The sequence below is a fragment of the Demequina gelatinilytica genome, assembly GCF_000971115.1.
GTDB lineage: Bacteria > Actinomycetota > Actinomycetes > Actinomycetales > Demequinaceae > Demequina > Demequina gelatinilytica.
In genome coordinates this window covers 157956-169796 of record NZ_BBLV01000004.1, presented here as the reverse complement: position 1 = coordinate 169796, position 11841 = coordinate 157956, and the positions used below count along the sequence as shown (strand labels likewise).

The 11841-nt window shown below is 70.9% G+C and carries 13 protein-coding genes; 8 read left to right on the top strand and 5 right to left on the bottom strand.

Annotated elements, in window-relative coordinates; all coding sequences use genetic code 11:
- Positions 1 to 156, bottom strand: a complete 156-nt coding sequence (locus AOM00_RS15370; RefSeq protein WP_156159030.1) for a hypothetical protein — start codon at positions 154 to 156, stop codon at positions 1 to 3.
- A gap of 71 nt (positions 157 to 227) precedes the next feature.
- Here AOM00_RS15370 and ychF point away from each other — a divergent pair, with 71 nt between their 5' ends.
- On the top strand, positions 228 to 1313 hold the full coding sequence (gene ychF, locus AOM00_RS04650) for a redox-regulated ATPase YchF (RefSeq protein ID WP_062516672.1): 1086 nt from the start codon (positions 228 to 230) through the stop codon (positions 1311 to 1313).
- Between the two features lie 121 nt (positions 1314 to 1434).
- On the opposite strand, the gene AOM00_RS04645 is transcribed toward ychF, so the two are convergent.
- Complete coding sequence (locus tag AOM00_RS04645; RefSeq protein WP_062516671.1) at positions 1435 to 2031, bottom strand: TetR family transcriptional regulator; 597 nt, start codon at positions 2029 to 2031, stop codon at positions 1435 to 1437.
- 84 nt (positions 2032 to 2115) lie between these two features.
- Here AOM00_RS04645 and AOM00_RS04640 point away from each other — a divergent pair, with 84 nt between their 5' ends.
- Positions 2116 to 3051: an aldo/keto reductase gene (locus tag AOM00_RS04640; protein ID WP_062516670.1), complete on the top strand. Its 936-nt coding sequence runs from the start codon at positions 2116 to 2118 to the stop codon at positions 3049 to 3051.
- Between the two features lie 424 nt (positions 3052 to 3475).
- Here the strand turns inward: AOM00_RS04640 and AOM00_RS04635 are convergent, their stop codons facing one another.
- The gene (locus AOM00_RS04635; RefSeq protein ID WP_062516669.1) at positions 3476 to 4294 is read right to left on the bottom strand and encodes a CE1 family esterase; all 819 of its coding nucleotides are present in this window, start codon (positions 4292 to 4294) and stop codon (positions 3476 to 3478) included.
- Positions 4295 to 4384: 90 nt separating this feature from the next.
- Here AOM00_RS04635 and AOM00_RS04630 point away from each other — a divergent pair, with 90 nt between their 5' ends.
- Positions 4385 to 4957: a TetR/AcrR family transcriptional regulator gene (locus AOM00_RS04630; protein WP_062516668.1), complete on the top strand. Its 573-nt coding sequence runs from the start codon at positions 4385 to 4387 to the stop codon at positions 4955 to 4957.
- 152 nt (positions 4958 to 5109) lie between these two features.
- Positions 5110 to 5625, top strand: coding sequence for a GNAT family N-acetyltransferase (locus tag AOM00_RS04625; protein ID WP_062516667.1), 516 nt, complete (start codon positions 5110 to 5112; stop codon positions 5623 to 5625).
- A 15-nt stretch (positions 5626 to 5640) separates the two neighbouring features.
- Here the strand turns inward: AOM00_RS04625 and AOM00_RS04620 are convergent, their stop codons facing one another.
- Complete coding sequence (locus AOM00_RS04620; protein WP_062516666.1) at positions 5641 to 6477, bottom strand: hypothetical protein; 837 nt, start codon at positions 6475 to 6477, stop codon at positions 5641 to 5643.
- A gap of 71 nt (positions 6478 to 6548) precedes the next feature.
- Between AOM00_RS04620 and AOM00_RS04615 the strand changes: the two genes are divergently transcribed.
- From AOM00_RS04615 to AOM00_RS04600, 4 genes are read left to right on the top strand one after another with little or no spacing between them, the layout of a single operon-like run.
- Positions 6549 to 6902 (top strand): zinc ribbon domain-containing protein YjdM, encoded by a 354-nt coding sequence (locus AOM00_RS04615; RefSeq protein ID WP_062516665.1) that lies wholly within the window; start codon positions 6549 to 6551, stop codon positions 6900 to 6902.
- Positions 6903 to 6919: 17 nt separating this feature from the next.
- Positions 6920 to 7663: a class I SAM-dependent methyltransferase gene (locus AOM00_RS04610; protein ID WP_062516664.1), complete on the top strand. Its 744-nt coding sequence runs from the start codon at positions 6920 to 6922 to the stop codon at positions 7661 to 7663.
- Positions 7660 to 8022, top strand: coding sequence for a RidA family protein (locus AOM00_RS04605; RefSeq protein ID WP_062516663.1), 363 nt, complete (start codon positions 7660 to 7662; stop codon positions 8020 to 8022). The genes AOM00_RS04610 and AOM00_RS04605 overlap by 4 nt, the downstream gene beginning before the upstream one ends.
- 50 nt (positions 8023 to 8072) lie before the next feature.
- Positions 8073 to 9794: an amidase gene (locus AOM00_RS04600; protein WP_062516662.1), complete on the top strand. Its 1722-nt coding sequence runs from the start codon at positions 8073 to 8075 to the stop codon at positions 9792 to 9794.
- A gap of 61 nt (positions 9795 to 9855) precedes the next feature.
- Here the strand turns inward: AOM00_RS04600 and AOM00_RS04595 are convergent, their stop codons facing one another.
- A complete protein-coding gene (locus tag AOM00_RS04595) occupies positions 9856 to 11709 on the bottom strand; it encodes a phosphoenolpyruvate carboxykinase (GTP) (protein ID WP_062516661.1) in 1854 nt (617 codons plus the stop codon).
- Positions 11710 to 11841 lie beyond the last annotated feature (132 nt).

The following is an 11841-nucleotide window of genomic DNA, read 5'->3' as shown; positions in this document are numbered from 1 at the left end:
CTACTCGGGCGCGGGGATGTCGAGCTCCGCCAACGGATCGTCATCGTCGAAGGGCGGTGCCTCGCCGACCACCTCGGTGGCGGGACGGATCTTGTCCAGGTCCTTCTGCTCGCGCAGGTGCGCGGCGCCCTGGTTGAACAGCTCCTCGAAGCTCACGTGCCCAGCCTAGGCGGGTCACGCATCGTCCCGACAGGCGGCGGGACCTGCCGCCGGTAGACTTGTCGCCCGTGGCACTCACTATCGGAATCGTCGGTCTCCCCAACGTCGGCAAGTCGACGCTCTTCAACGCCCTCACCCGCGCAGAGGTCCTCGCCGCGAACTACCCGTTCGCGACGATCGAGCCCAACGTCGGCGTGGTCCCGCTGCCGGACGCGCGCCTCGGCCAGCTCGCCGAGGTCTTCGGCTCCGAGCGCGAGGTTCCCGCGACGGTCTCGTTCGTGGACATCGCGGGCATCGTCAAGGGCGCATCCGAGGGCGAGGGCCTGGGCAACGCGTTCCTCGCGAACATCCGCGAGGCGGACGCGATCTGCCAGATGACCCGCGGCTTCGAGGACCCCGACGTCATCCACGTCGACGGCAAGGTCGACGCGGCGTCCGACATCGAGACCATCAACACCGAGCTGATCCTCGCGGACCTCCAGACGGTCGAGAAGGCCATCCCGCGCCTCGAGAAGGAGGTGCGCGCCAAGAAGGCGGACCCGAACTTCCTCGCCGCCGTCCAGGCCGCCAAGGAGATCCTCGAGTCCGGCAAGGCGCTCAGCGCCGGCGCCCCCGCCGCCAAGCTGGACCTCGCGGACGTGAAGGAGCTCAACCTCCTCACCGCCAAGCCGTTCATCTACGTCTTCAACGTGGACGATGCGGTCCTCGCCGACGACTCCAAGAAGGCCGCCCTCGCGGCGCAGGTCGCGCCGGCCGAGGCGATCTTCCTCGACGCGAAGTTCGAGGCCGAGCTCGTGGAGCTCACCGAGGAGGAGGCCCGCGAGATGCTCGCGGAGAACGGCCAGGACGAGTCCGGTCTGGACCAGCTCGCGCGCGTCGGCTTCGACACGCTCGGCCTGCAGACCTACCTCACCGCCGGCCCCAAGGAGGCCCGCGCGTGGACCATCCACAAGGGTTGGACCGCCCCGCAGGCGGCCGGCGTGATCCACACCGACTTCGAGCGCGGCTTCATCAAGGCTGAGGTGGTCCACTTCCACGACCTGCTCGAGACCGGCTCGATGTCCGAGGCGAAGGCCAAGGGCAAGGTCCGCATCGAGGGCAAGGACTACGTCATGCAGGACGGCGACGTGGTGGAGTTCAGGTTCAACGTCTAGTTCCCGTTCAACCTCTGGCCGCTGATCCGAGGCAGGTGCTCGGGTCGACTCTCCGGGCAGTCGCCGAGCGCGCTGGTTTCGCGCGACACCCAGATGCAGAGTGGGGCTCTGCGATGGGCCTCTACGCGGTGGGTTGGAGCGCGCCGAAGCTTCGGCGGAGGAGTTCCACGGAGCTCTCGACGGCATCGGCCTCCGCCCACGCGGTGAGGGCGATGTCGAAGCAGGCGAGGGAGGCCTGGACGATGGCCTCGGCGCGCAGTTCCCGGTAGTTGCCTTCGAGGCGTTCGGCGACGATGGGTGTGAGCAGGCGGGCCCACAGCAGGTGCTTCTCTAGGTTCCTGGCTCGCAGCGCCGGGGTGCTGCCGAGGACCCGCATCGCCTTCCTGCCCTGTGCCTCGTTCCGGCTCGGGCTCAGGAGCAGCGCCTCGTAGGACGCGAGGAGCGCATCCCAGATGGGTTCCTCGGAGGGGCGGGACGCGAGCTGATCTCGAACGTGCTCGCCCCAGCCGGCAGGATCGCCGATCACAGTGTCTTCTTTCGCGGGGAAGTATCGGTGCACGCTACGTGGCGAGACGCCGACCGCGGCGGCGATCTGCTCGACGGTGACGTTGTCGAACCCCTGCTCATCGAAGAGGTCCACCGCGACCTCGGAGATGCGTGCACGCACGGCGTCGCGCGCGATCGCGCGCATGCCTCCGGGCTTGGTGACCTCGCTCATAGATCCATCATAGCGCGCCACAAGTGTCAGAGACAGACAGATCAGGCGTATTCTGTCGTAAAGTCACACGAGAAGGGACACCCCATGGAACAGCGCATCCTCGGCCGTCAGGGCCTCACCGTCTCAGCTATCGGCTATGGCGCGATGGGTACCGCAGTCGGCTACGGCCCGAGCGACGACACCGAGTCCATCGCTGCGATCCGCGGCGCGCACGACCTCGGCGTCACGCACTTCGACACCGCCGAGATGTACGGGTGGGGCGTCGGCGAGCAGCTCCTCGGTGCGGCCCTCGCGCCCATCCGCGAGCAGGTCACCATTGCCACCAAGTTCGGCTTCACGCCCACGTATGCCCCCAACTCGCAGCCCGACCACGTCCGCAACGTGGTCGACAACAGCCTGCGCAACCTCGGTGTCGACCACATCGACGTGCTCTACCAGCACGTCCACGACCCGGCCGTGCCCGTCGAGGACGTCGTGGGCGTGATGAAGGAGTACGTCGACGCCGGCAAGGTGAGGTACCTCGGCCTGTCCAACACGACGCCCGACAACGTGCGGCGCGCACACACCGTCCACCCGATCTCGGTGCTCCAGACCGAGTACTCGATCTTCGCCCGCCAGTCCGAGGCTTTCCTGCCCGTGCTCGAGGAGCTCGGCATCGGCCTCGTCGCCTACTCGCCGCTCGCGCGCGGCTTCCTCTCCGGCGCGGTCCAGCCCCGCTCCGCCTACGACGCGACCGACTTCCGCCAGCGCATCCCGTACTGGGCCCCCGAGCACTACGACGCCAACGTCGCCATCGTCGAGGCGCTCACCGCGCTCGCCGAAGACAAGGGTGCGACCCTCGCGCAGCTCGCCATCGCCTGGCTGCTCGCGCAGCGGGACTACATCGTCCCCATCCCCGGCTCGCGCAACCCTGCACGCGTCGCGCAGAACATCGCCTCCGCAAGCATCGTCCTGACCGACGCTGACCTCGCGCGCATCGCTGAGATTGCACCCGACGGAGGAGTGGTCGCGGGACGCTGATCCTGGCTCCGACGTGACGGGCGGGTACCTCGAGCGGTGCGACGTTCGAGGTGCCCGCTTCCTTCGTTCGCGAGGCGTCACAGGGTGGTCGGCTACGGAACGCGGTCGAGTTCAGGTTCAACGTCTAGAGCCGACCTGAGCACGGCCTTCGGCTGCGGCAGGGCCCTCCGGCTGACACATGAGTGCCGGCACACGCACGTGTGCGGGCATCCATGTGTCAGCAGGGTCCGCCCGGATGGGGTCAGGCGGCTCAGGCGAGATCGAGCCGCCGGACCCGAGTGCGGCCGCTCGCCAGCGCCTCGCACGCTGCCGAGCGCAGATCCTGGCGGACGTCTCGAGGGTCCGCCATGCAGCGCGCCCTGCGCGGAGCCGTTCCGCTCCGGTCGGCCGCTCAAGGCCTGCCTGGCTTCGGACCGCGGTCCCTTCAGGCCCAGCGTGGAGCGCTGCCCAGAGCCGCAGGCGCGACCAGGGGGAAGTGGCTCAGGATCTCCTCGCCGGTGTCCATGGTGCGCTGCGAGCGCCCGATCGGGAACCGCATCGGCGCATGGGTCCGGTTGGGGATGACGTGACCCGCGTCGCGCTGGATCACCAGCCGGACGTCGTTCCAGTCGTGCTGGGTGACGCCGTCCCGTACGGTCTCCCGCGGCGCGCCGCCTCCGGCGAGGGCCTCCGCGGTCTCGCGGGCCGAGCGGACGATGCCGTGGCTGGTGCCGAGAAGCCGTGCCTCGCCGCCGCCGACCGGGACGATCGGGTCGGCATCGCCGTGAAGGACGAGCGTGCGGAGCGGGGCCGTCGCGTGCCGGCGCTCGAGGGGCCCCTCGTCGACCTGCATCCCCGCGGCGATGACGACGAGGCCCGAGACGAGCCGGCTGTGCTCGCGTGCGAACCGCTGCGCCATCCAGCCGCCGTTGGAGAACCCGACAACAAGGGCCGGGCGACCGAAGCCCTCGACCACCGCGGCGATGAAGGCCGCGTCGTCCACGTCTGCCTTGCCGGCGCCGTTCGACCGTCGCGTGGGGGAGTCGTTCCATGACCGGCGGTAGCCGTCGAGATAGACGAGGTCCGCGCCGACCTTCTCGGCGAGGCGGTCGAGGCTGCGCCCGCTGAACCTGCGCATCGTCGGTCCCTGCTGGCCGGTGCCGTGGAGCGCGACGATGAGCGGCGTGCCGGGGCGCGGCGACGACGGTGCGACATGGTGGTAGGTCCGGCGACGGCCGCCTGCCTCGATCGTGTGCTTCTTCATTCCCTGGCTCCTTCAGAAGGCATAAGCGGATTCTCTATCCGCTAAGACGCTAGCACGTAAACGGATGATTCATCCACTAAAGTGGAGCGCATGGCCGCATCGACGAAGCTGAGGAAGGACGCCGCGCTCAACCGTGCGCGGATCGTGGAGGTTGCCGAGACCTACCTCGAGAGCGGTCGTCAGCTGCAGCTCAACGACATCGCACGCGAGGCCGGCGTCGGTGTCGCGACCGTCTACCGGCACTTCCCGACGCCCGAGGCGCTGCTCGAGCACCTCGCTCGCCCGAGGATGGAGGAGCTCGAGGCCGCGGGACTCGTTGCGCTCGAGTCGGGCGACCTCTGGCGGGGGCTCGAGGGCTTCCTGCGGCTGGGGCTCCAGGCGCAGCTCGCCGATCCGGCGCTGGCTGCCGTGCTCGCCGCGCCCGAGCATGCGGACGCGCGCACCGTGGAGCTGGTCGCGTCCCTCAACTCGATCGCGATGCGGCTCGTCGCTCGCGTGAAGGCGGAGGGATACCTGGTTGAAGGGCTGGAGGGCGCCGACCTGTTCCCCCTGATGTGCGGCGTGGCCTATGCGGCACGGCTCGGGCTGGCCGCCGATCCGCACGATGCGGGGCTGGCCGATCGCTTCCTGGACGCGCTGCTCCTGGGTGTGCGGGTGCGCTGACCTGTGCGGACGGTGGCGCGGCGAGCCGCAGTCGCTGCTCGGCTGCGGCGTGCGGTCGAGCTCCGTTCCACCGTCCGACCCCGTCGGTGTCCCGCGGGGACGAGCGGCCGCCGGCGAGCCCGGCAGCACCGGAGCCCCGGTAGGGTCCCTCCATGCCCATCACCGTCCGCTCGGCGACCAGGGCCGATGCGCCCGCGATCGCTCGCGTGCACCTGGTCAGCCACCGGGAGGCGTACGTCGAGCCCGGGCTCGTGAGCGGCGACCTCGTCGAGGGATGGACTCTGGCGGACCGCACCATCAGATGGGCCACCAACCTCGCGGTCGCCGAGGGTGCGCTCGCGCCCGCCGACGGGCTGCCTCGCATGGCGATCCACGTGGCCGAGGTCGCGGGTCGGGTGGTCGGCTGGGCGAGCACGAGCGCCGGCCGTGACCTGGAACCGCCGCGCGGCATCGAGCTCGAGGGCCTGTACGCGTTGGCCGAGGTCCACGGCACCGGCGTCGGGCAGGCGCTCCTCGATGCGGCGATCGGCGATCGCCCGGCATACCTATGGGCGCTCGAGACCAATCCGAGGGCGCATGCCTTCTACCGGCGGAACGGATTCGAGCTCGACGGGCTCAAGAAGCCCGGTGGCCGTTGGCCGGTGGCGCTGGTGCGGCTCGTACGCTAGCGAGCCGCGACGGCCTCAGATGCCGATCAGCATCCGCATCAGGCGCTCCCCCAGGAGGGCGATCAGCAAGAATCCGACCCCGAGCGCGATCGTGAGCTTGAGCGCGAGCGGCGACCGCATCCGCGGTCCGACGCGTCGCCCGGGTTCGGCGACGTCGCCGAGCGGCACCAGCTCCCGCACCCGGGCGTCCAGGCGGTCGTCGTAGTAGCCGTCCGTCTGGTCCCACGTGAGGGTGCCGACAGTGGCGTACAGGCGGCCGATCCGGTCCCACACCGCGACGTCGCTGAGATCCCATCCCCGAGGCTGGTAGATGAACAGGTGATCGTCACGGATCTCGACGTCGAGGTCCCCCGCCTCGTCGATCAGCAGCGCCATGAGCGCGGGGGAGAGCACGTAGAGGGCGTCACGCTCGTATCCTTCCGGCACGTAGAGGCGGAAGCGGTCGGCGAACTCGCCGCCCAGGTCGAACGCTCGGTCGCCTCGCCAGCGGCCGCGGAACAGCCGGTTCAGCAGGTCCTCGTTCCCTGGGGCGTCGAGCACGATGTGCGGAAGCCGCCTTGCAAGGCGCACCGCGAGGTATCCGACGTCGATGGCGTCGAGCGGGATCGTCTGGGTACTGTACGACGCGTAGGGGATGCCGAGGAACCGCCCCGAGCGGCTCGAGCTGGTCGTGCCGCCGCGCAGACGGCCCACCTCCCATCCCGCTCCACGGATCACGTCGTGGGGTGCTCCCTGGAACAGCTGCTCGCCGCCGGTGCTGGCGGGCATCGTGGCCGTCTCCAGGTGCTGCCATCCGTTGGCGGCGGCGAAGCCTGCAAGATCACCCCTGGAAAGCGCCTCGATCCCGTTCATGGTCGTCACCGTAGCGGGCGGCCGCGCCGGCCCGGCGCCCGACACGACGCGCGCCGTCCTAGGCTCGAGCCATGAGCGACACCCTGCCCCCGTGCCCCGAATGCGCCAGCGAGTTCGCATATGAGGACGGTGCGCTCCTCGTCTGCCCCATGTGCGGCCACGAGTGGTCGCCGGTCGCGGGCGACGATGCGCCGGGAGACGCGGTCCGCGTCATCAAGGATGCGGTGGGCAACGTCCTCGCGGACGGCGACACGGTGACGGTGATCAAGGACCTCAAGGTCAAGGGCTCCGCCCAGCCGATCAAGGTAGGGACCAAGGTGCGCGGCATCCGTCTGGTCGACGGCGTGGGCGACCACGACATCGACTGCACGGTCCCCGGGTTCGGTCCCATGCAGCTGAAGTCCTCGGTGGTGAAGAAGGCCTGAGCCGCTACCTTGGACCCGTGACCGAGAGATCGCTCAGCTTCGGCAAGGCCGCGTCCGACTACGCGAAGGGCCGTCCCGGGTACCCGCTCCAGTCCGTCGACTGGCTGCTCGAGGGCGTGAGCGGCAGGGTCCTCGACCTGGGCGCCGGCACGGGCAAGCTCACCGAGTCCATCCTCCGTTGCCGCCACGCCGAGGTGGTCGCGGTGGACCCCGACCCCGTCATGCTCGCCACGCTCGAGGCCCACGTGCCGCGCGTCCCGACCTTCCGGGGCACCGCGGAGGAGATCCCGCTCGACGACGCGAGCGTCGACGCCGTGGTCATGGGGCAGGCCTGGCATTGGGTCGAGCCGGAGGCTGCGGCGAAGGAGATCGCCCGCGTCCTCGCCCCCGGAGGCGTGCTCGGCCTCATCTGGAACATCCGCAACGAGCGCAGCGACTGGGTGTCGGCGCTCACGCGCGTGATCGGGCACTCGTCCGCGGAGACGATGATCGCGGCGGGACCTCCGCGGGTCCCCGCGCCGTTCGGCCCCTTGGAGATCAACGAGCTCACGTGGAAGCGGCCCGTCACCGCCGAGGGCCTTCGCGCGCTCGTGCACTCGCGCAGCAGCTACATCACGGCGTCGGACGCCTTCCGCACCGACCTCGACGTCGCGCTCGAGCACCTCATCGCCCGCACGCCCGAGCTCGCCGATGGAGGCGAGTACCGGATGCCGTACGTCACGCATTCGTTCCGCGCGCGCATCGCGGAGCAAGGCGCGTGACGCGAGAGCTCATCTCCTCCGGCGGCCCCTGGGAGGACCAGGTCGCCTACTCCCGCGCCGTGGTCCAGGGAGACTGGTGCTTCGTGTCCGGCACCACCAGCACCGCGAGCCCCGCTCCTGCCGCGCAGGCCGATGCGGCGCTCGCGACCATCTCTGCCGCCCTCGAGGAGGGCGGCTTCTCCATGGCAGACGTGGTGCGCGTCCGGTACCTCCTTCCCGATGCCGCCGACTTCGAGGAGTGCTGGCCGGTGCTGCGCCGTTGGTTCGGAGAGGTGCGGCCCGCCGCGACGATGCAGCAGGGCGGCCTGATCGACCCGGCCATGAGGATCGAGATCGAGGTCACGGCATACCGGGGCTGAGTCGTGCGCCGCGCTAGTCTCGGCTTCCCAGCGCAGTCGGAGGAGACAGCATGATCGACGTCGTCGAGGCGGGCATCGCGGAGCTCCGCTCCGCGCTCGAGGAGGGCCGGGCCACCAGCGAGGAGCTGGTGATCGCGTACCAGGCGCGTATCGAGGCCTACGACCGCCCCGGCACCGCCACCGCGCTCAACGCGATCGTGGTCGAGAACCCCGAGGCGCGCGCCGAGGCGCGCGAGTCCGATGCACGCCGCGCCAGGGGAGAGGCCCGGGGTCCGCTCGAGGGCATCCCCTACACCGCGAAGGACTCCTACCTGGTCGAGGGCCTCACGGCGGCGGCCGGTAGCCCTGCCTTCGCGGACCTGGTCGCACAGCGCGACGCCTTCACCATCGAGCGGCTGCGCGCGGCCGGTGCGATCTGCCTGGGGCTCACGAACATGCCGCCCATGGCCAACGGAGGCATGCAGCGCGGCGTCTACGGCCGCGCCGAGAGCCCCTACAACGCGGCGTACCTCACGGCGCCGTTCGGCTCAGGATCCTCGAACGGCTCCGGCACCGCGACCGCCGCGAGCCTCGCGGCCTTCGGGCTGGGGGAGGAGACGTGGTCGTCGGGCCGTGGGCCCGCCTCGAACAACGCCCTGTGCGCGTACACCCCCAGCCGGGGCGTGATCTCGGTGCGCGGGAACTGGCCGCTCGTGCCCACGATGGACGTGGTGGTGCCCCACACGCGCACCATGGCGGATCTGCTGGAGGTGCTCGACGTCATCGTCGCGGACGACCCGGACGTGCGCGGCGACCTGTGGCGCGCCCAGCCGTGGATCGCGATCCCCGCCGCGTCCGCGCATCGTGCCCCCTCCTACCCGGCGCTCGCGGAGGGCGCGCGCGACTCGCTCGCGGGCGCCCGCATCGGCGTGCCCCTCATGTACCTCGGCGCGGACCCGGAGGCGGGGACCCACCCCGAGGGCGGCATCGGCGGCCCTACCGGCACGCGCATCGTCCCGCGTCCTTCCGAGCTCGAGCTGTGGGAGGCCGCGCGGCGCGACCTCGAGGCCGCGGGCGCGACCGTGGTCGAGGTCGACCTCCCGATGATCAGCAACTACGAGGGCGACCGTCCCGGTGCTCCGACCATCGCGACCCGGGGGCTGGTGTCCCCGGAGTACCTCCGACGCGAGATCGTCGACCTCTCGGCGTGGGCGTGGGACGACTTCCTGCGAGCCAACGGCGACCCGGAGCTCCCCGATCTCGCGCACGTCGACGGCGCGGCGATCTTCCCGCATCCCGAGGGCGCGCTTCCGGACCGCTACACGGGCTTCGACGACGACATCGCCGTCTACCCCGATGTGGTCCGCGCGGGCCTGCCGGAGAGGTTCGAGGACATCCCCGAGCTCGAGGGAGGCCTGCGCGGGCTCGAGGAGACCCGCCGCCTCGACCTCGAGGAGTGGATGGACGGGCTCGGGCTCGACGCGATCGTGTTCCCCGCGGTCGCGGACGTCGGCGCGGCCGACATGGACGCGGACCCCGAGAGCGCGGACGCCGGCTGGCGCAACGGCGTCTGGGTCGCGAACGGCAACCTGGCGATCCGCCACCTGGGCGTGCCCACGGTGACGGTCCCCATGGGGACGATGCGCGACATCGGGATGCCCGTCGGGCTCACCTTCGCGGGGCGCGGCTGGGACGACCTGCGGCTGCTGCGCCTGGCCGCCGGCTTCGAGGCCACGCAAGGCGAAGGCGCGGGGCGGCGGAGGGAGGAGCCTCCGCGTACCCCGCGCCTCTAGCGCGAAGGGTCCCGGCCGGAGGTAGCGCTCCGGCCGGGACCCCGCCTCTGCCCGATCCCCCTCAGTCGAGCGAGTCGATGGCGCCGCGCATCACCGTGAGCTGCTCGCGCACCTCGACGGGGACCTTGGCGCCGTAGGAGTCCAGGAAGGCCGCGGCATCGTCCGCCTCGGCGGTGAGCGCGGCCTTGTCGAGGCCGAACAGCGCGGACCACTGCTCGTCGGAGACCCCGGCCGCGGCGTGGTCGATCGCGCCGTCCTCGGGGACCAGGCCGAACGGGCTGGTGGCGGCGCCCGTGCGGCCCTCGATGCGGTCGAGCATCCAGGCCAGCGCGTGGATGTTCTCGCCGAAGCCGGGCCAGAGGAACGTGCCGTCCGCGTCCTTGCGGAACCAGTTGACCTGGAAGATCGCCGGGGCCCCGCCCGCCGCCTGCGCCTTCTTGCCGACCTCGAGCCAGTGCTGCCAGTGGTCGGTCATGTGGACGCCGCAGAAGGGCAGCATCGCGAAGGGGTCGCGGCGGAGCTCGCCGACCGTGCCCTCCGCGGCGGCGGTGCGCTCGGACGCGAGGGTCGCGCCCATGAACACGCCGTGCTCCCAGGAGGACGCCTGCGACACGAGCGGCACGTTGGTGGCGCGACGTCCGCCGAAGATGATCGCGTCGAGCGTCACGCCTGCCGGGTCGTCCCAGTCGTCGGAGATGGTGGGGCACTGCGCCGCGGAGACGGTGAAGCGCGAGTTCGGGTGCGCCGCCGGTCGTCCCGCGTCCGGGGTCCAGTCCTGGCCCAGCCAGTCCGTGAGGTGCGCGGGGGTCTCCTCAGTCATGCCTTCCCACCACACGTCGCCGTCGTCGGTGAGCGCGACGTTGGTGAACACCACGTCGTGCGTCAGGGTGTCCATCGCGACCGGGTTGGTGCCGCGGCCGGTGCCGGGGGCGACCCCGAAGAACCCGGCCTCGGGGTTGATCGCGCGCAGCCGTCCGTCGGGCCCGGGTGCGATCCACGCGATGTCGTCGCCCAGGGTCTCGACCTTCCAGCCCGGGAGCGTGGGCTGCAGCATGGCGAAGTTGGTCTTGCCGCATGCGCTCGGGAATGCGGCGGCCACGTGGAAGACCCGCCCGCGCGGGTTGGTGACCTTGAGCAGCAGCATGTGGGCGGCGAGCCAGCCCTCGTCCTGACCGATCGCGCTCGCGATACGGAGGGCGAAGGCCTTCTTCGCGAGGATCGCGTTGCCGCCGTACGCGCTTCCGTGGGACCAGACCTCGCGGGACTCGGGGAAGTGCGAGATGTACTTGATGGGGTTGCACGGCCACGGGACGTCGGCCTTGCCGGGCGGGAGGGGGGCCCCGACCGTGTGCGCGCACTTGACCCACTCGGTGTCGGGGCCGATCTCAGCGAGGGCCGCGTGGCCCATGCGCGTCATCGTGCCCATCGACACCACCACGTACGGCGAGTCCGTCACCTGCACGCCGTAGCGCGTGAGCGGGCCGCCGATGGGTCCCATCGCGAACGGCATCACGTACATGGTGCGGCCCGTCATCGCGCCGCGGAACAGGCCGTGCAGGGTCTCGCGCATCGCGGCCGGCGGCACCCAGTTGTTGGTGGGCCCGGCGTCCTCCTCCTTCTCGGAGCAGATGAACGTGCGCGACTCGACGCGAGCGACGTCCTCGGGGTTCGAGCGCGCGAGGTAGCTGCCGGGGCGCTTGTCCTGGTCCAGCGCGACCAGCGTGCCGGCATCGACCATGTCGCGGATCAGCCGCGCCCGCTCGGGCTGCGATCCGTCGCACCAGACCACCTCGTCCGGGGTCGCGTGGAGGGCGAGGCGCTCGACCCACGCGACGATGCGGGAGTCTGCGCCGTCGGGGGACGTGACGGTGACGGGGGCGGTGTTCTCGCGGAGCGGCTGGTCGATGATCGCCATGGTTCTTCCTTGGAACTCGGGGATGGGGACCGGCGTGAAACTTGGTGCCTGCTCTCGACACTATGGGGCTGTGATCGGGTCTTGGCGGCAGATTGCGCGTGAAGATTGGCGATTCTTTCGCTAACGTGAATT